General features: G+C 62.0%; 21 protein-coding genes. 19 read left to right on the top strand and 2 right to left on the bottom strand.

The features are described from left to right. Positions 1 to 274 precede the first annotated feature (274 nt). The 3 genes from rluC to sppA are packed head-to-tail and all read left to right on the top strand — an operon-like array spanning position 275 to position 2,886. Complete coding sequence (gene rluC / locus E8F06_RS02590) at positions 275 to 1,228, top strand: 23S rRNA pseudouridine(955/2504/2580) synthase RluC (protein ID WP_280363893.1); 954 nt, start codon at positions 275 to 277, stop codon at positions 1,226 to 1,228. Continuing rightward, entirely contained in the window at positions 1,221 to 1,913 is a 693-nt protein-coding gene (locus tag E8F06_RS02585) for an HAD-IA family hydrolase (protein ID WP_280363891.1), read from the top strand. Before rluC ends, E8F06_RS02585 begins: the two co-directional genes overlap by 8 nt. Then, entirely contained in the window at positions 1,906 to 2,886 is a 981-nt protein-coding gene (gene sppA, locus E8F06_RS02580) for a signal peptide peptidase SppA (RefSeq protein WP_280363889.1), read from the top strand. The genes E8F06_RS02585 and sppA overlap by 8 nt, the downstream gene beginning before the upstream one ends. 61 nt (positions 2,887 to 2,947) lie before the next feature. On the opposite strand, the gene E8F06_RS02575 is transcribed toward sppA, so the two are convergent. Then, on the bottom strand, positions 2,948 to 3,526 hold the full coding sequence (locus E8F06_RS02575) for a nucleoside triphosphate pyrophosphatase (RefSeq protein ID WP_280363887.1): 579 nt from the start codon (positions 3,524 to 3,526) through the stop codon (positions 2,948 to 2,950). Positions 3,527 to 3,636: 110 nt separating this feature from the next. Here E8F06_RS02575 and E8F06_RS02570 point away from each other — a divergent pair, with 110 nt between their 5' ends. The 13 genes from E8F06_RS02570 (at position 3,637) to E8F06_RS02510 (ending at position 13,739) form a co-directional block, all read left to right on the top strand. After that, complete coding sequence (locus E8F06_RS02570; RefSeq protein ID WP_190829848.1) at positions 3,637 to 4,164, top strand: YceD family protein; 528 nt, start codon at positions 3,637 to 3,639, stop codon at positions 4,162 to 4,164. Positions 4,165 to 4,177: 13 nt separating this feature from the next. Next, positions 4,178 to 4,360, top strand: coding sequence for a 50S ribosomal protein L32 (gene rpmF, locus E8F06_RS02565; RefSeq protein ID WP_069084611.1), 183 nt, complete (start codon positions 4,178 to 4,180; stop codon positions 4,358 to 4,360). A 3-nt stretch (positions 4,361 to 4,363) separates the two neighbouring features. After that, complete coding sequence (gene plsX, locus E8F06_RS02560) at positions 4,364 to 5,374, top strand: phosphate acyltransferase PlsX (protein WP_280363884.1); 1,011 nt, start codon at positions 4,364 to 4,366, stop codon at positions 5,372 to 5,374. 103 nt (positions 5,375 to 5,477) lie between these two features. After that, positions 5,478 to 6,416 carry an ACP S-malonyltransferase gene (gene fabD, locus E8F06_RS02555; protein ID WP_280363882.1) on the top strand — a complete coding sequence of 313 codons (939 nt, stop codon included), beginning with the start codon at positions 5,478 to 5,480 and terminating at the stop codon, positions 6,414 to 6,416. A gap of 15 nt (positions 6,417 to 6,431) precedes the next feature. Then, entirely contained in the window at positions 6,432 to 7,175 is a 744-nt protein-coding gene (fabG, locus tag E8F06_RS02550; RefSeq protein ID WP_077522399.1) for a 3-oxoacyl-ACP reductase FabG, read from the top strand. A gap of 191 nt (positions 7,176 to 7,366) precedes the next feature. After that, positions 7,367 to 7,603 (top strand): acyl carrier protein, encoded by a 237-nt coding sequence (acpP, locus tag E8F06_RS02545; protein ID WP_016493661.1) that lies wholly within the window; start codon positions 7,367 to 7,369, stop codon positions 7,601 to 7,603. A gap of 168 nt (positions 7,604 to 7,771) precedes the next feature. After that, on the top strand, positions 7,772 to 9,016 hold the full coding sequence (fabF, locus tag E8F06_RS02540; protein WP_280363878.1) for a beta-ketoacyl-ACP synthase II: 1,245 nt from the start codon (positions 7,772 to 7,774) through the stop codon (positions 9,014 to 9,016). Beyond that, a complete protein-coding gene (pabC, locus tag E8F06_RS02535) occupies positions 9,016 to 9,831 on the top strand; it encodes an aminodeoxychorismate lyase (protein WP_280363876.1) in 816 nt (271 codons plus the stop codon). Before fabF ends, pabC begins: the two co-directional genes overlap by 1 nt. 3 nt (positions 9,832 to 9,834) lie before the next feature. Next, positions 9,835 to 10,872 (top strand): endolytic transglycosylase MltG, encoded by a 1,038-nt coding sequence (mltG, locus tag E8F06_RS02530; protein WP_280363874.1) that lies wholly within the window; start codon positions 9,835 to 9,837, stop codon positions 10,870 to 10,872. 13 nt (positions 10,873 to 10,885) lie between these two features. Further along, positions 10,886 to 11,518 carry a dTMP kinase gene (gene tmk, locus E8F06_RS02525; RefSeq protein WP_280363872.1) on the top strand — a complete coding sequence of 211 codons (633 nt, stop codon included), beginning with the start codon at positions 10,886 to 10,888 and terminating at the stop codon, positions 11,516 to 11,518. Continuing rightward, positions 11,511 to 12,497, top strand: a complete 987-nt coding sequence (locus E8F06_RS02520; protein WP_280363870.1) for a DNA polymerase III subunit delta' — start codon at positions 11,511 to 11,513, stop codon at positions 12,495 to 12,497. The genes tmk and E8F06_RS02520 overlap by 8 nt, the downstream gene beginning before the upstream one ends. A 35-nt stretch (positions 12,498 to 12,532) precedes the next feature. Next, complete coding sequence (locus E8F06_RS02515; RefSeq protein ID WP_028627861.1) at positions 12,533 to 12,889, top strand: PilZ domain-containing protein; 357 nt, start codon at positions 12,533 to 12,535, stop codon at positions 12,887 to 12,889. A gap of 67 nt (positions 12,890 to 12,956) precedes the next feature. Then, positions 12,957 to 13,739, top strand: coding sequence for a TatD family hydrolase (locus tag E8F06_RS02510; protein WP_280363867.1), 783 nt, complete (start codon positions 12,957 to 12,959; stop codon positions 13,737 to 13,739). Between the two features lie 248 nt (positions 13,740 to 13,987). On the opposite strand, the gene E8F06_RS02505 is transcribed toward E8F06_RS02510, so the two are convergent. Continuing rightward, positions 13,988 to 15,121, bottom strand: coding sequence for an aminotransferase class V-fold PLP-dependent enzyme (locus E8F06_RS02505; protein ID WP_280363864.1), 1,134 nt, complete (start codon positions 15,119 to 15,121; stop codon positions 13,988 to 13,990). A 74-nt stretch (positions 15,122 to 15,195) separates the two neighbouring features. Here E8F06_RS02505 and E8F06_RS02500 point away from each other — a divergent pair, with 74 nt between their 5' ends. The 3 genes from E8F06_RS02500 to E8F06_RS02490 all read left to right on the top strand — a co-directional run bounded on the left by E8F06_RS02500 (position 15,196) and on the right by E8F06_RS02490 (position 17,561). After that, positions 15,196 to 15,834 (top strand): TetR/AcrR family transcriptional regulator, encoded by a 639-nt coding sequence (locus tag E8F06_RS02500; protein ID WP_151135132.1) that lies wholly within the window; start codon positions 15,196 to 15,198, stop codon positions 15,832 to 15,834. A gap of 89 nt (positions 15,835 to 15,923) precedes the next feature. After that, positions 15,924 to 16,892, top strand: a complete 969-nt coding sequence (locus tag E8F06_RS02495) for a radical SAM protein (RefSeq protein ID WP_280363861.1) — start codon at positions 15,924 to 15,926, stop codon at positions 16,890 to 16,892. A 66-nt stretch (positions 16,893 to 16,958) separates the two neighbouring features. Beyond that, the gene (locus tag E8F06_RS02490; protein ID WP_280363859.1) at positions 16,959 to 17,561 is read left to right on the top strand and encodes a DUF4823 domain-containing protein; all 603 of its coding nucleotides are present in this window, start codon (positions 16,959 to 16,961) and stop codon (positions 17,559 to 17,561) included.

Here is a 17,561-nt window from a genome sequence, read left to right as displayed (position 1 = left end):
GTGCCGCTCGCTGAATCCGTAGCGGGTTGCATTTACCGCAATCTCCCATTGAAAGGGGCGATCACGCGTCATGGCTCAAGGCTTTGATTTCGGAAAATTCGCGGCCATTGCGGCGAATTTTCTGTCGGACGGCCTTACGTCCTGAAAGGGTTGCAGCGGTTGGGGTGGCAGATATGGCGAACACCCCGAAACCAGGCCGCTTTTGGCGGCGTTCGCGACTATAGCAGTAATCATTAAGTGCTTCAAATCCATAAAAAATTGTTATGATGCCCAGATGAATACTCCCGCCTCTCCAACCTCCGGCGTCCAGCTGCTTGAGGTTGCGCCGGAATATGCCGGCCAACGAATCGACAATTTCCTACGCACCCAGCTGAAAGGTGCGCCCAAGACATTGATTTATCGCATCCTTCGCAAAGGCGAAGTTCGCGTGAACAAGGGGCGCATCAAGCCTGAGTACAAGCTTCAAGCGGGCGACATCGTGCGGGTTCCTCCGCTGCGCCTGTCCGAGCCGGACGAGCCGGCTCCGGTTGCCCAGGGGATGCTGGAACGGCTGGAGGCCGCCATCGTCTACGAGGACAAGGCGCTGATCGTGCTGAACAAGCCGGCTGGCATCGCAGTCCACGGTGGCAGCGGTCTCAGTTTCGGCGTGATCGAGGCCTTTCGTCAGCTGCGTCCCGAAGCCAAGGATCTGGAGCTGGTGCACCGCCTGGATCGCGACACCTCCGGCCTGCTGATGATCGCCAAGAAGCGCAGCATGCTGCGTCACCTTCACGAGGCGCTGCGTGGCGATGGTGTCGACAAGCGTTACCTCGCGCTGGTGCGCGGCAGTTGGCCGACCTCGAAGAAGAAAGTCAGTGCGCCGTTGTTGAAGAACAACCTGCGCTCCGGCGAGCGGATGGTCGAGGTGAATCCCGAGGGCAAGGAAGCGCTGACCGAGTTCCGCGTCGTGCGTCGTTTCGGCGAGTTCGCCACGCTGGTGGAAGCCAGTCCGATCACTGGGCGTACCCACCAGATTCGTGTGCACGCCAAGCATGCCGGCCATTCCATCGCTGGTGACCCCAAGTACGGTGATGAGGATTTCACTCGCGAGATTCGCGAGCTGGGCGGCAAGCGCCTGTTCCTGCACGCACATTCCCTGGCGATCAGTCTTCCCGATGGCGGCGAACTGAAGCTGGAGGCTCCGGTAGACGAGATGTGGGAGAAAACCCTGGAGCGTCTCGGTGCCTGATTACCAGCTGCTTATCTTTGACTGGGACGGCACGCTGGTTGACTCCATTGCCCGTATTGTCGAGTCCATGCGTGTGGCGGCCGACGTGTCCGGACTGCCCTGGCGTGATGATGTCGCAATCAAGGGCATCATTGGTCTCGGTTTGCCGGAAGCCATCGCCACTCTCTATCCAGAGCTCGAGGATTCGCGCTGCATAGATGCATTCCGCCAGCGTTACGGTGAGCACTACGGTGCCCTGGAGCGCCAGCCTTCGCCCCTGTTCGAGGGGGTGGCGGAGGCGTTGGAGGCGTTTCGTGAGGAGGGCTATCGTCTGGCGGTGGCCACCGGCAAGAGTCGTCGCGGCCTTGATCAGGTGTTGGCGGGGCGCGGATGGCTGGAGTATTTCGACGTTACTCGCTGCGCGGATGAAACCGCGAGCAAGCCTGATCCGCGCATGTTGCAGGAAATCCTGGCGCATTGCGGGGTGGTGGCAGAGCTGGCTGTGATGGTGGGGGATTCGCCCTTCGATCTGCGCATGGCGCATCGGGCTGGGATGGATTCCGTGGCAGTGGGCTATGGTGCCCAGCCGCTTGCAGAGTTGCTCAAGGAGTCGCCGAAGTTGGCGATCGAGCGTTTCGAGGAACTGCGACACTGGCTGAGCGGTGATCTGAGCCGGCAATCCCGAGAGGTGGAGACCTATGTCTGACGAATGGAAAGAACCGGCTGCCGAAAAGACTGAAGAGAAGAGCTGGAAGCTGCTGGAAAAGGCCGTTCTGGCCGGTGTTCAGGAACAGCGTCGTGCGCGGCGCTGGGGTATTTTCTTCAAGCTTTTGACCTTCATTTACCTGTTTGTCGCCCTGGTGATGCTATCGCCGGCCTTCGATCTGCAGAAAAGTGCGGCGCGCGGCCAGGAGCACACTGCCCTGGTGGAAGTTCGCGGCATGATCGCCGATCAAGAGGCGGCCAGTGCCGACAACATCGTGACCAGTCTGCGCGCGGCCTTCGAAGACCCGAAGACCAAGGGTGTGGTGCTGCGCATCAATAGTCCGGGCGGCAGTCCGGTGCAGTCCGGCTATGTCTACGACGAGATTCGCCGGCTGCGCGAGGCGCACAAGGACATCAAGGTTTACGCCGTGATCGCTGATCTGGGGGCATCTGGTGCCTACTACATCGCCAGTGCTGCGGATGAGATCTATGCCGACAAGGCCAGTCTTGTCGGGTCCATTGGTGTTACCGCGGCGAGCTTTGGATTCGTCGATGCCATGGGCAAGCTGGGTGTTGAGCGCCGTGTCTATACCTCGGGCGAGCACAAGGCGTTCCTGGATCCTTTCCAGCCGCAGAAGCAGGAAGAAACCGAGTTCTGGCAAAACGTCCTGGACACCACTCACCAGCAGTTCATCGAGAGCGTGAAGAAGGGGCGTGGTGATCGGCTCAAGGTCGATGGCCATCCCGAATTGTTCAGTGGTCTGGTCTGGTCCGGTGAGCAGGCGCTGGAGCTGGGGTTGGTGGATAAGCTCGGCAATACCAGCTTTGTTGCTCGCGAAGTCATTGGTGCGAAGGAGATCGTCGACTACACCGTCCAGGAGTCTCCCTTCGATCGCTTCTCGAAGAAGTTCGGTGCCAGCGTGGCTGAGCGTCTCGCGCTTTGGATGGGGTTCCAGGGACCGAGTCTGCGTTGACGCTGGTAGTTGTCCTTTTGAAGAAAGCCCGGCCAGTGTCGGGCTTTCCTTTATATAGGGATCAGGGAATCTGCACGCCTTCGGCGAGCAGCATATCCACCAGTCGAATCAGGGGGAGGCCGACCAGGCTGGTGGCGTCCGCGCCTTCGGTGGCGCGGAACAGGCTCACGCCAAGGCCTTCTGCCTTGAAGCTGCCGGCGCAGTCGTAGGGTTGTTCCGCTTCCAGGTAGCGGCTGATGCGCGCTTCGTCCAAGTTGCGGAAGTGCACGGTGAATGGCACGCAATCGACTTGGTGTTGTCCGGTTTCGCTGTTCAGCAGTGCGAGGCCGGTCAGGAAGCTGACGCTGGTGCCGCTCGCGGCCAGCAATTGGTCGCGGGCGCGTTCGAAGTCGTGAGGCTTGCCGAGGATCTGTTCGCCCAGCACGGCGACCTGGTCGGAGCCGACGATCAGGTGATTCGGGTGTTGGCTGGCGAGGGCTCGGGCCTTCCCCAGGGCGAGGCGGCGCACCAGTTGTTCGGCGGATTCCTCAGGTTGGCGGCTTTCGTCGATAGCTGGAGCGCTCCAGGTAAAGGGGAGGCGCAGGCGTTCGAGCAGTTCGCGGCGATAGGGGGAGCTGGATGCGAGCACCAGGGGCAGCATTGGCGATCTCCGGGCTTGTGGGGTGGGCGATTCTATAGATGCGCTCCGGCTGCGGACAATGCGGAAATTCCTTTGACAGGGGAGGGGGTCATCCCTAGAATGCTGCGCCTATGTTGAATGGGCCGATTCCACCTCATGTAGATCCGCGCAAGTTGGCGGACCGCGAAGTCACTCTAGAGGGTGAGATCGCGCTCGCCAGCCTGGAGCGACTCTGCGACCCCCTTGCGGACAATGCGGGCAGCATTCATGCACGCTTGGCGTTTGGCCGTGATGAGCGTCGCGCTGTGGTCATCCACAGTCGGATCGACGTTGAGGTCAAGATGGTTTGCCAGCGTTGTCTAGAGCTGGTCGCCCTGAACATCCACAGCGAATGTGATTACGCCGTGGTGAGGGAAGGGGCTGACAGTCAGTCGCTGCCGAAGGGCTATGACGTGCTGGAAGTGGGAGAAGATCCGCTGGATCTGATGACTCTGGTCGAGGATGAGCTGTTGCTCGCCCTCCCCATAGTTCCGGCCCATGACCCTGAAGATTGCCAGCAGCCGGCGGGTCTCGATGAGCCCGAGCCGAGCGAGAACGAGGTTTCGCGGTCCAACCCGTTCAGCGTACTGGCGCAGTTAAAGCGTGACCCAAACGTTTAGGAGTTAATTGATTATGGCTGTTCAGCAGAACAAAAAATCCCGCTCGGCACGCGATATGCGTCGTTCCCACGATGCCCTCGAAGCCAACGCACTGTCCGTAGAGAAGAGCACCGGTGAAGTTCACCTGCGCCACCACGTTTCTCCGGACGGTTTCTACCGCGGTCGCAAAGTGGTCGACAAGGGCGCTGCCGAGTAATCCTTGGCTGCCTCGATCGTCGCGATTGATGCAATGGGCGGGGACTTCGGTCCCCGCTGCATTGTTCCAGCCAGCATCGCCTGTCTGGCTGAATTCCCCTCGCTTCACCTGGTCCTCGTCGGCCAAGCTCCCCTTCTTGAAGAACTAGTCGCCCGCATTCCAGCGGTTGATCGCCAGCGCTTGCAAATCGAGCATGCCAGCGAAGTGATCGCCATGGATGAGCGCCCGGCGCAAGCCTTGCGTGGCAAACCGGATGCCTCGATGCGCGTCGCGCTCGATCTGGTGCGAAACGGTCGTGCCCAGGCCTGCGTCAGTGCCGGCAACACCGGCGCATTGATGGCGCTTTCCCGCTATGTTCTGAAAACCTTGCCCGGCATCGATCGTCCGGCCATGGTCAGCGCCATTCCCACGGCTCGTGGCCACTGCCACCTGCTGGATCTGGGTGCCAATGTCGATTGCAGTGCCGAACATCTCTATCAGTTTGCGGTGATGGGGGCGGTCGCTGCCGAGGCTTTGGGCACTGCTAGTCCTCGGGTGGCGCTGCTGAACGTCGGCACCGAAGACATCAAGGGCAACCAGCAGGTCAAGTTGGCGGCGAGCCTGCTGCAGCAGGCCGAGGGTCTTAACTACATCGGCTACATCGAGGGCGACGGCCTGTATCGTGGTGATGCAGACGTGGTGGTGTGTGACGGTTTCGTCGGCAACATCCTGCTGAAGTCCAGCGAGGGGTTGGCTTCGATGATCTCCTCGCGCATGGAGGCCTTGTTCAATGAGAGTCTCGGCTCGCGCATGGTGGGTGCATTGGCGCTGCCGTTGTTGCGCCGCCTGCGTACCGATCTGACGCCTGCGCGCCACAATGGAGCCAGCTTCCTCGGGTTGCAGGGCATCGTCATCAAGAGCCATGGCTCGGCTGGTTCGGATGGTTTCCAGAGTGCCATTCGTCGCGCGTTGATCGAGGTTCGGGAGAATCTGCCGCAGCGTCTTCACGGCCGTCTGGAGCATCTGTTGCTGTAGGATGTGACCACTATCGGCAGCTTGTCATCCAACTGTCAGTTTCCTGCGCTTGGCTATGCCGGGCGTCAATCTCCCTATACCGACAGATAAGGGACCTCACTTAATGTCCGCATCCCTCGCTTTCGTTTTTCCCGGTCAGGGCTCCCAGTCTCTGGGCATGCTGGCCGAGCAGGGGGGCCAGCAAAAGCTGGTCCTGGATACCTTTGCCGAAGCCTCCGAGGCACTCGGTTATGACCTCTGGGCGCTGACCCAGCAAGGTCCGGAAGAACAGCTCAATCAAACCGACAAGACCCAGCCCGCCATCCTCACCACCTCCATTGCCCTGTGGCGCCTGTGGCTGGCTGAAGGCGGTGCGCGTCCCGCCTACGTTGCTGGTCATAGCCTGGGCGAATACTCCGCCCTGGTAGCTGCGGGCAGCCTGGGCTTCGCCGATGCGGTGAAGCTGGTCGAGCGCCGCGGTCAGCTGATGCAGCAGGCCGTACCGGCAGGGCAGGGCGGCATGGCTGCCATTCTCGGCCTGGAAGATGCTGACGTGCTGGCCGCCTGTGCCGAAGCCGCCCAGGGCGAAGTGGTCAGTGCCGTGAACTTCAACGCGCCTGGTCAGGTGGTGATCGCTGGTTCCGCTGCCGCGGTCGAGCGTGCCATCGAGGCTTGCAAGGCTCGTGGCGCCAAGCGCGCCATGCCGCTGCCGGTGAGTGTCCCGTCCCATTGCGCGCTGATGAAGCCTGCTGCCGAACGCTTCGCCGAATCGGTCGAAGCCTTGGCCTGGCAATCTCCGCAGATTCCGCTGGTGCAGAACGTCAGCGCGGCAGTAGTGGCCGATCTTTCCGAGCTCAAGCGTGACCTGCTGGCCCAGCTGTACAGCCCGGTTCGCTGGGTCGAGTCGATGGTGAGCCTGTCCGAGCGTGGCGTTACCGACCTTGTCGAGTGCGGCCCGGGCAAGGTGCTGTCTGGCCTGAACAAGCGCTGCGTGAAGGGTGTCAACACCCACAACCTGGATACCCCTGATGCTTTCGCAGCCGCCCGTGCTGCGCTGGCCTGAACAAGGAGAAGACCTATGAGTCTGCAAGGTAAGGTGGCATTGGTCACCGGTGCGAGCCGTGGCATTGGCCAGGCTATCGCCCTCGAACTGGGCCGTCAGGGCGCCGTGGTAATCGGCACTGCGACCTCCGCTTCCGGCGCTGAGCGCATCGCCGAGTTCCTCAAGGAAAACGGCATCGAAGGTGCCGGTCTGGTACTCGACGTCAGCAGTGACGAATCGGTCGCCAGCACCCTGGAACACATTCAGCAGCACCTCGGTCAGCCGCTGATCGTGGTGAACAACGCCGGCATCACCCGCGACAACCTGATGCTGCGCATGAAAGACGACGAATGGTTCGACGTCATCAACACCAACCTCAACAGCCTGTACCGCCTGTCCAAGGCCGTCCTGCGTGGCATGACCAAGGCTCGTTGGGGGCGCATCATCAACATCGGTTCGGTGGTGGGTGCCATGGGTAACGCCGGCCAGACCAACTACGCCGCAGCCAAGGCCGGCCTGGAAGGTTTCAGCCGCGCTCTGGCGCGTGAAGTCGGCTCCCGCGCCATCACCGTCAACTCGGTGGCTCCGGGCTTCATCGACACCGACATGACCCGTGAGCTGCCAGAAGCCCAGCGCGATGCGCTGCTCACCCAGATTCCGCTGGGTCGTCTGGGCCAGGCCGAAGAGATCGCCAAGGTAGTGGGATTCCTCGCTTCCGACGGCGCTGCCTATGTCACCGGCGCTACCATTCCGGTGAACGGCGGCATGTACATGAGCTGAATGTGACGAATCCCTTCAGGAAGCTGTCATATGCCCTGTCTAGAATTCGCTATAAGAGTGCAGTCGGGTTATAGACATTTCGTTGCGGCGATCCTGAAAGGGTTCAGGCGTTCAGCTTGAAATGCGGAAAACCCTTTCTATACACTGCAGCCCCAGCTGCACGGATTTTTCCATAGGAGTGAAAACAAGGTATGAGCACCATCGAAGAACGCGTCAAGAAAATCGTCGCCGAGCAACTGGGCGTCAAAGAAGACGAAGTCACCAACAGCGCTTCCTTCGTTGAAGACCTGGGCGCCGACTCCCTTGACACCGTTGAGCTGGTGATGGCTCTGGAAGAGGAATTCGAGACCGAAATCCCGGACGAGCAAGCCGAGAAGATCACCACCGTTCAGGAAGCCATCGACTACATCAACGCCCACGCGCAGTAATGTAGTCGTCGGTTACCCGACGCGGAAAAGCCGCACGACCCGATTGGGCGTGCGGCTTTTCTTTAGCCGATTGTTGAAAAACCACGGATTGCGCGTTACCTGCCGGGCTTTTCAACAGTCTGTTAATCCGAATCAACCGCCGTGTAGAGATTGAAGAAGGAGATCGCTGTGTCGCGTAGACGCGTCGTGGTCACTGGCCTTGGCATGCTGTCGCCGCTGGGTACCGATGTATCGAGCAGCTGGCAGGGAATTCTGGCTGGCCGTAGTGGCATTGGCCTGATCGAGCATATGGACCTGTCTGCCTATTCCACCCGTTTCGGTGGTTCGGTGAAGGGGTTCAATGTCGAGGAGTATCTGTCGGCCAAGGAAGCGCGCAAGCTCGACTTGTTCATCCAGTATGGCCTCGCAGCGAGCTTCCAGGCTGTTCGTGATTCCGGTCTCGAAGTCACCGACGCCAATCGCGAGCGCATCGGTGTGGCCATGGGCTCCGGCATCGGCGGCCTGACCAACATCGAGAACAACTGCAAATCCCTGCACGAGCAAGGGCCGCGCCGGATCTCCCCGTTCTTCGTTCCGGGCTCGATCATCAACATGGTGTCCGGCTTCCTGTCGATCCACCTGGGCATCCAGGGACCGAACTACGCCATTGCCACCGCGTGCACCACAGGCACCCACTGCATCGGTATGGCCGCTCGCAACATCGCCTATGGCGAGGCGGACGTCATGGTCGCCGGTGGTTCCGAAATGGCCGCCTGCGGCCTCGGCCTCGGTGGCTTCGGCGCAGCCCGTGCGCTGTCGACCCGCAATGACGATCCGACCCGCGCCAGCCGTCCATGGGACAAGGGTCGCGACGGATTCGTGCTGTCCGACGGTGCCGGCGCGCTGGTCCTCGAGGAGCTGGAACACGCCAAGGCACGTGGCGCGACCATCTATGCCGAGCTCATTGGTTTCGGCATGAGTGGCGACGCCTACCACATGACTTCTCCGCCGGAAGATGGCGCCGGTGCCGCCCGTTGCATGAGCAATGCCCTGCGCGATGCCGGCCTGAATGCCGACCAGGTGCAATACGTCAACGCCCACGGAACCTCCACTCCGGCCGGCGACGTGGCTGAAGCCATGGCGCTCAAGTCGGTGTTCGGCGATCACGCCTACAAGTTCGCGGTCAGCTCCACCAAGTCCATGACCGGCCACCTGCTGGGTGCGGCGGGCGCGGTGGAGGCGATCTTCAGCGTGCTGGCCCTGCGCGACCAGGTTGCGCCGCCCACCATCAACCTGGAAGAGCCGGACGAAGGCTGCGATCTCGACTTCGTGCCTCACGAAGCGCGTTCCATGCCTATGGATATCGTGCTGTCCAACTCGTTCGGCTTCGGCGGCACCAACGGTTCCCTGGTATTCCGCCGGTTCATCGGCTGATGCCGAACTGGGTCGACGGTCACCCGGCCGAGTCTCTTTCCATCAAGGATCGCGGCCTGGCTTACGGCGATGGGCTTTTCGAGACCATCGCCGTGCGTGCCGGACGACCCCCGCTTCTCGAGTACCACATGGCCCGCCTGGCCGAAGGTTGCCGGCGCCTCGGTATTCCACTGGATCTCCAACTGATGCGCACCGAGCTGCTGGCTTTTTCAGCCGGGCTGGGTGAAGGCGTCGCCAAGTTGATGATCACCCGCGGCGAAGGCTTGCGCGGCTATGCGCCACCCCCTGTGGCGTTGCCTCGACGCATCCTGCAGAGCAGTCCGTTCCCGGCTTATCCGGACGGTAATGGGGAAGAGGGCGTCCAGCTCTTTCCCTGCACGACTCGTCTTGCCGAGCAGCCCCTGCTTGCCGGTCTCAAACACTTGAATCGACTGGAGCAGGTGTTGGCCCGGAACGAATGGCAGGGCAGCGAGTTTGCCGAGGGTCTGATGCGTGACCAGTCCGGTCGCGTAATCGAAGGTGTTTTCAGCAACCTGTTCATCGTGCGTGGTGGCGTGCTGGTCACTGCGGACCTTTCGCGCTGTGGCGTGGCCGGCGTGATGCGAGCAGCCTTGCTCGACAGCGCCAGGGCGGAAGGCCTGAAGGTCGAAGTACGTGATATCCCTTTCGAGGACTTCCTCCAGGCTGACGAGGTGTTCCTCTGCAACAGCCTCTTCGGCATTTGGCCGGTGCGTTCTGTAACAGGCCATCACTGGCCGGTCGGCCCGCTGACCCGTAAACTTCAGGCCATCGCCCGCGATCTACTGGACATCTGATTCGTGATACGCAAATTCCTGCTGATGCTGGAGGCAGGCCTGCTTCTGGCTGGCTTGCTCGTCGCCTTTGCCGGCTGGCAGCAGAGCGTCACCCTTGAGCAACCCCTGAACATCTCCGCCGAAAGGATGCTGGACGTGCCGGCCGGCGCCACGCCAGGCGGCCTGCTCAACCGTCTGGAAGAGGAGGGGGTGCTGAACAATGCCTTCTGGCTCCGCCAATACTGGCGCTTCAACCTGGCCAACGAGTCCTTGCACAGCGGTGAATACCGTCTGACTCCGGGAATGAGCGCCGGCGACCTGCTGGGGCTCTGGCAGCGCGGTGACGTGGTGCAGTACAGCCTTACCCTGGTTGAAGGCTGGAACTTCCGTCAGGTGCGTGCGGCCTTGGCCAAGCAGGCCAAGCTGGAGCAGACCCTGGCCGATGTCAGCGACGCCGAGCTGATGGCTCGTCTCGGCCGCCCGGGCGAGTACCCGGAAGGCCGCTTCTTCCCCGATACCTATCGCTTTGTGCGTGGCATGCGCGATATCGACCTGCTGAAGCAGGCGCGTGATCGTCTCGACCAGGTCCTCGCCGAGGAGTGGGGCAAGCGCGCGGATCGGCTGCCCTATAACGATTCCTACCAGGCGTTGATCATGGCTTCCCTGGTTGAGAAGGAAACCGGCGTCCCGGCCGAGCGCGGGCAGATCGCCGGTGTCTTCGTACGCCGCCTCAATACCGGGATGCTGCTGCAGACTGACCCGACTGTGATCTATGGTCTAGGTGAGCGCTACAACGGCAACCTGACTCGCGACCATCTGCGCGAGCCGACGCCTTACAACACCTACGTCATCAGTGGTCTGCCGCCGACTCCGATTGCCCTTGCCGGCCGCGAGGCCATCCACGCCGCATTGCATCCGGCTGCGGGCAAGAGCCTCTATTTCGTCGCCCGCGGCGACGGCAGCCATGTATTCTCCGAGACCCTGGGCGAGCACAACCAGGCCGTGCGTGACTTCCAGTTGAAGCGCCGCAACGGCTACCGCTCCAGCCCAACCCCGCAATGAAAAAGGACACCCAGTGAGCGGTCTGTTCATCACATTGGAAGGCCCGGAAGGTGCCGGTAAAAGCACCAATCGCGAATACCTCGCCGAGCGTCTGCGCAGTCACGGCATCGAGGTCGTGCTGACCCGCGAGCCGGGCGGTACGCCGCTGGCCGAGCGCATCCGCGAGCTGCTGCTGACCCCCAGCGACGAAACGATGGGTGTCGATACTGAATTGCTGCTGGTATTCGCCGCTCGCGCCCAGCACCTGGAAGGTGTGATCAAACCTGCGCTGGCCCGTGGTGCTGTGGTGCTCTGTGATCGTTTCACCGATGCCACCTACGCCTATCAGGGTGGTGGTCGTGGCTTGCCCAAGGAGCGCATCGCACTGCTGGAAAATTTCGTCCAGGGCGACCTTCGTCCCGATCTGACTCTGGTGTTCGATCTGCCCGTGGAGATCGGCCTGACCCGCGCGGCTGCTCGTGGCCGCCTCGATCGCTTTGAGCAGGAGAAACGCAGTTTCTTCGAGGCCGTGCGCCAGACCTACTTGCAGCGTGCACAGGCCGCCGCCGACCGCTACAAGGTGATCGACGCTTCGCTGCCGCTGGCCGAGGTGCAGGCCAATCTCGACAAATTGCTGCCTGAGTTGCTGGAGCGTTGCGATGGCTGAGGCCTATCCTTGGCAGGACGCACTTTGGCAGCAGCTGGCGGGCCGTCCGCGGCACGCCCATGCCTATCTGCTGCACGGTCCTTCCGGCATTGGCAAGCGCGCTCTGGCCGATCGTCTGATGGCGCGCCTGCTCTGCCAGAACCCGGCTGGGCTTGATGCCTGCGGCCAGTGCAAGGCCTGTCTGCTACTGGCAGCCAACACCCATCCGGACGCCTTCGTGTTGGAACCGGAGGAGGTCGACAAGGCCATTCGAGTCGACCAGGTGCGCGAACTGGTTGGGTTCGTGGTCCAGACCGCGCAGCTCGGTGGGCGCAAGGTGGTGCTGCTGGAACCGGCCGAGGCGATGAACATCAACGCTTCCAATGCCCTGCTCAAGAGTCTGGAAGAACCCTCGGGCGATACCGTGTTGCTGTTGATCAGCCACCAGCCCAGCCGCCTCCTTCCGACCATCAAGAGCCGTTGCGTGCAACAGGCTTGCCCATTGCCCAGCGCCGCCCAGAGCTTGGCCTGGCTGGGAAGCGCGTTGCCGGACGCATCCCCCGACGAACTGCGTGAATTGCTGGTGCTGGCCGGCGGCTCGCCGTTGTCGGCCCTGCGCCTGGAAGGGCAGGGTGTGCGGGCTCAGCGCGGCGAAGTGGTGGAGGGCGTGAAGAAGCTGCTCAAACAGCAAGTAGGCGCCAGCCAGTTGGCCGAGGGCTGGAATGCCGTGCCTCTGCCCCTGCTGTTCGACTGGTTCTGCGACTGGGCACAGCTGATGCTGCGCTTCCAGCTCACCCGTGATGAGGCGGGGCTGGGGTTGAACGATATGCGCAAGGTGGTGCAGTACCTCGCGGAGAAGGCCCCGCAGCACAAGGTCCTGGCCATGCAGGACTGGTTGCTGCAGCAGCGGCAGAAAGTCCTGAACAAGGCCAACCTCAATCGTGTGTTGCTTCTCGAAGCGCTACTGGTGCAGTGGGCAAGCCTGCCCGGGCCGGGCTAGAATCGTTGGCTGAACCAGCTTTCCAGGAAAACCGCATGAGCCTGCCGCCGAATCTGGGCCCGCGTAACGGGATCCTGTCCTTGACCATCAAGGACAAGTCCGTGCTGTATGCCGCCTACATGCCGTTCATCAAGAACGGTGGCCTGTTCATTCCGACCAACAAGACCTACAAGCTGGGCGACGAAGTATTCATGCTGCTCAACCTGATGGATGAGCAGGAGAAAATCCCGGTCGCCGGCAAAGTGGTCTGGATCACCCCCAAGGGCGCCCAGGGCAACCGCGCCGCGGGCATCGGCGTCCAGTTCAACGATGGCGACAGCGGCGCACGCAACAAGATCGAGACCTACCTCGCCGGCGCCCTCAAGTCCGACCGTCCCACCCATACGATGTAACCGGCCGTCGGGCTCCGGCTGCAAGCGGCAGGCTTGAAGCTTGGCGCCTGCGCCTGGAGCTTGAAGCATGTTGATCGACTCCCATTGCCACCTGGACCGCCTCGACCTGGCGGCCCATGATGGCTCCCTCGATGCCGCCCTCGACGCCGCCCGTGCTCGCGGTGTCAGCCAGTTCCTCTGCATTGGCGTGAGCGCCGATAACGCGGCGGCGGTGAAGTCCCTCGCCGAGCGTTACGACGACGTGCATTGCTCCGTCGGCGTTCACCCACTGGACCTGCAGCCGGGCGAATCCCTCGCGCTGGACTGGTTGCTTGGGGAGCTGGAACACCCGCGTGTAGTAGCAATCGGTGAGACGGGCCTGGACTATTACTACGAGCCTGAAGCCGCCGAACTCCAGCAGCAGGCATTCCGTCTGCACCTGGAGGCTGCGAAGGTGACTGGCAAGCCGGTCATCGTGCATACCCGTGAAGCCCGTGCCGACACCCTTGCCCAGCTGCGCGATGCGGCGCTGCCCCAGGCCGGTGTGCTGCATTGCTTCACCGAGGATTGGGAGATGGCCCGCGCCGCGCTCGATCTCGGTTTCTATATTTCGCTCTCCGGCATCGTCACGTTCCGCAATGCAGATGCCCTGCGAGAAGTGGCCCGCCAGGTACCGGCCGACCGTCTGCTGGTGGAAACCGATTCGCCTTATCTCGCCCCGGTGCCTTACCGCGGCAAGCCCAACCTGCCGCAATACGTGCGTGAGGTGGCAGAGTTCCTTGCCGATTTGCGAGGCGTTTCGTACGAAGCATTCGCCGAGCAGACCGGCGAGAACTATCTGCGCTTGTTCCCCCTCGCGCGACGCGGCTGAAGCGGTCTCCCTCGGCTGCCGACAAAAGCCGCGCGCAAAAAAAACCCGGGTTCTGGGGGATGAATCCGGGTCAAGACCATTAGGAGTAAAACAAAGGAACGCGATCCACGGTTCCTCGACTGGCTGGGCACTTGGGGGGAGATGCCGCGCGCCAGTAAGAAGAAGTATTGGCCATTATCCCCACGCGTCCAGATAGCCCAGTGGCGTTTCTTAAACCTATTTGGAATACAGCGGCCTCGGCTGAGTCCTCATGTGTCTGCCATCTGGCGTACCAGCCCAAGCGTCTCGTCCAGCACGCGGAATTCGGTGTAGAAGTGCGGCGAGAAGCGGATTCCGCCACCGCGCTGGGCGCAGACCACCTGCTCGGCGCGCAGGCGTTCGAACAGCGCCTGGTTGTCCCATCCGTCCAGGCGGAAGCTGAGAATGCCGGCACGGCGCAGCGGATTCAGCGGGCTCAGCAATTGCACGCCAGGAATCCGGACGAGACCGTCCTGCAGCCATTGCACGCGCTCGGCCAGGTCTTTCGCCACTTGTTCCATACCGACCTCTTCCAGCAGGGACAGGCTCGCCTCCAGCGCCATGGCGCCCAGCATATTGGGGCTGCCGCATTCGAAACGGCGTGCGGTGCGTGAGGGCTCCCAGTCGGAGCGTTCGTAGTCACCGGGATGTTCCAGCATGTGCCAGCCGTACTCGTGGAGCTTCAGTTGATGGCGCAGGTCGGCGCGGCAATAGAAGACTCCGAGGCCTTCCGGACCCAGCATCCACTTGTGCCCATCGGCCATGGCGAAGTCGCAATCGATGGCCTGGACGTCAAAGGGCAGGGCGCCCAGTTGCTGGATGGCGTCGACGCAGAAGAGCACCCCACGCTTGCGGCACTCCTGGCCGAGGCGGTGGAGGTCCAGGCGCAGGCCGCTGGCATATTGCACAGCGCTGATGGACATCAGGCGGGTGCGGGGGCCAATGGCGGCGATCAGGGCTCCTTCCGGATCGGGGCCATTCAGTGGCACCTGGAGGGTATCCACGCCGAAGCGTTTCAGTGCTTCCCAGACGACCCGGTTGGAGGGGAACTCCTGGTCGCTGATGACGACCTGATCGCCTGCACTCCAATCCAGACCAAAGGCAACGAAAGACAGGGCTTCCGATGTATTCTTGACCAGTGCAAGATCGGCCGTGGTCGGAGTGTTCAGCAGTCTGGCCAGACGTTCGCGCAGACGACGCTCTACTATCAACCAGTCTGGATAGTCCCTTGCGCCAAGGCGACAGTTCTCTTCGGCGAAGCTCTGGACCGCGCGGGTCGCGCGTTTCGGCCAGGGCGCGACGGCGGCATGGTTGAGATAGCGGAGCCCATCGGCGTGGGCAAACTCATCTTGCAATAAGCTCATAGTCGGATGATCCGTGCATTTTTACGCCAGATAGGCATAATACGCGGCTTGATTTTTGACCCCACAGTCCCTTTATGCAGAAAGAACCCCGTAAAGTCCGTGAGTTCCGCCGCCGCGAGCAGGAAATTCTCGACACCGCCCTGAAGCTCTTCCTCGAAGAGGGCGAAGACAGCGTTACCGTCGAGATGATCGCCGACGCAGTGGGTATCGGCAAAGGCACCATCTACAAGCATTTCAAGTCCAAGGCGGAGATCTATCTGCGCCTGATGCTCGACTACGAGCGTGACCTGAACGCGCTGTTCCATTCCGCTGATGTGGACCGTGACAAGGAGGCGCTATCGCGCGCTTACTTCGAGTTCCGCATGCGTGACCCGCAGCGCTATCGCCTGTTCGACCGCCTGGAAGAGAAGGTGGTGAAGAACAGCCAGGTTCCGGAGATGGTCGAGCAGCTGCACAAGATCCGCGCGTCCAACTTCGAGCGACTCACCCAGCTTATCAAGGGCCGTATCGCCGAAGGCAAGCTGGAAGACGTGCCGCCGTACTTCCATTACTGCGCTGCCTGGGCCCTGGTGCATGGCGCTGTCGCGCTCTACCACTCGCCGTTCTGGAGCAACGTGCTGGAGGATCAGGAAGGCTTCTTCCAGTTCCTCATGGACATCGGCGTGCGCATGGGCAACAAGCGCAAGCGCGAGGCCGAGTCGCCCGCCGGCTGACGTATTCAGTGCGCCTATAACGCGGTCTCGGATATGTGCTGTAGAGGCCGCGGGGATATACTCCGGTGTACCACATGCCGGAGCGTCCCATGATCGTCGACCGCCAAGGCAGGCGCTTCCGCAACCTGCGAATCAGTCTGACTGCCGCCTGCAACTACGCCTGTACTTACTGCGTGCCAGACGGCAAACGACTGGTGGCGGCACAGGATGAACTCTCCGCCGAGGCCATGGTTCGTGGCGTGGCCTACCTCATCGAAGCCGCCGGCATAGAACGCCTTCGGATCACCGGCGGCGAACCGCTGGTGAGTCCCAAACTCGATCCTTTCCTCCGCGAAGTCAGCAAGCTCGGCCTCGATGACATCAGCATCACCAGCAACGGTCAGCTGCTGTCCCGCAAATTGCCGCTGCTGTTGGACTGCGGCATCCGCCGCCTGAATATTTCCCTCGATACCCTGAACGCCGACGAGTTCCGCAGCATCGCCCGAGGCGGTGACCTCGCCACGGTGCTCAAGGGGCTCGACGAGGCGAGGGCGGCCGGCCTCAAGATCAAGATCAACATGGTCCCGCTGCGCGGCAAGAACCTCGACCAGGTGCTGCCGTTGCTGGACTACTGCCTGGAGCGTGGCTTCGAGCTGCGCTTTATCGAGCTGATGCGCATGGGGCATCTGGCTCGCGATCCCAACACGTTCCACCAGCAGTTCGTGGGACTGGAAGAGTTGCTGGCGCTGATCCGCGCCAGCCATGAGTTCGTCCAGGCCGATGCGCCGCTGGACGCCACGGCCATTCGTTATCGCGTTCCGGGTGAGGGCTACTTCGGGGTGATCGCCAACGAGAGCGTGCCGTTCTGTCGGACCTGTTCGCGCCTTCGCCTGTCTTCCACTGGGTGGCTGCATGGCTGCCTTTCTTCGAGCAATCGCCATTACGTCGGCGACCTACTGGAGAAGCCCCGGCACGAAGCACTACCGGCGTTGCAGCGACTGCTGGTAAAGGCCTTGGCCGACAAACAGGACATCGCGTTTTCAGGCGGCGTCACTGTGATGAAGATCATCGGCGGTTGATGGCGCGGAAGCTGCATTGGTTCTCTATCCGCCGGTTTTTCGTCGCCGGCGCCTGGAGGACACACGATGCGTAGTTTGATTCTGTTGTTGGCGCTTCTCGGCCTGGCCGGCTGCATGAAGGTCAGCGACATGGCCGAGGGCACTCGCGAGCAGCTGAGCGATGCTGGATTCCTGGACCACAGTGAGACCCGCCGCGCCAGCCCGTGGCGCCTGCAGCCTGACTCCTTCATCTTCATTGCCCAGGGCTACTTCGTACCGCCGGGTTCCGCTTACCCGCGCCCCAATGTGGTGGCCGAGGAGGCGTTCAACGGCTTCGTCGAGTACTTCCCCATGGTGCGCCGTGCAACGGGGCCGGCCGGCCTGGAAGAGGCCATGGGCCAGGCTCGTGCGGTTGGTGCGCACTACCTGCTGTACGCACGCTTCGCCAGCGCCGACGACCGCATTGGCACGGTCGAGGAGTGGGAAGATCAGGAAGCGCTGGACCGTCTCGGTCGCGACCGTGGCGTAATCCAGCTGATGCTGATCGAAACCAATACCCGTTATCTGGTGGACTCCGCGCGAATCCGCAATCGTGGCGGTTTTCTGACGTTCTACGACTCCAAACCTGAGGACCTGATCGGGCCGCCGCTGGAGGAGTATGCTCGCAGCCTGATCGGATTGAGTCGTTGA

The organism is Pseudomonas sp. BN411, from assembly GCF_029871235.1.
Taxonomy (GTDB): domain Bacteria; phylum Pseudomonadota; class Gammaproteobacteria; order Pseudomonadales; family Pseudomonadaceae; genus Metapseudomonas.
The sequence above is the reverse complement of the archived record's forward strand: the minus strand, read 5'-3'. Positions and strand labels throughout refer to the sequence as shown.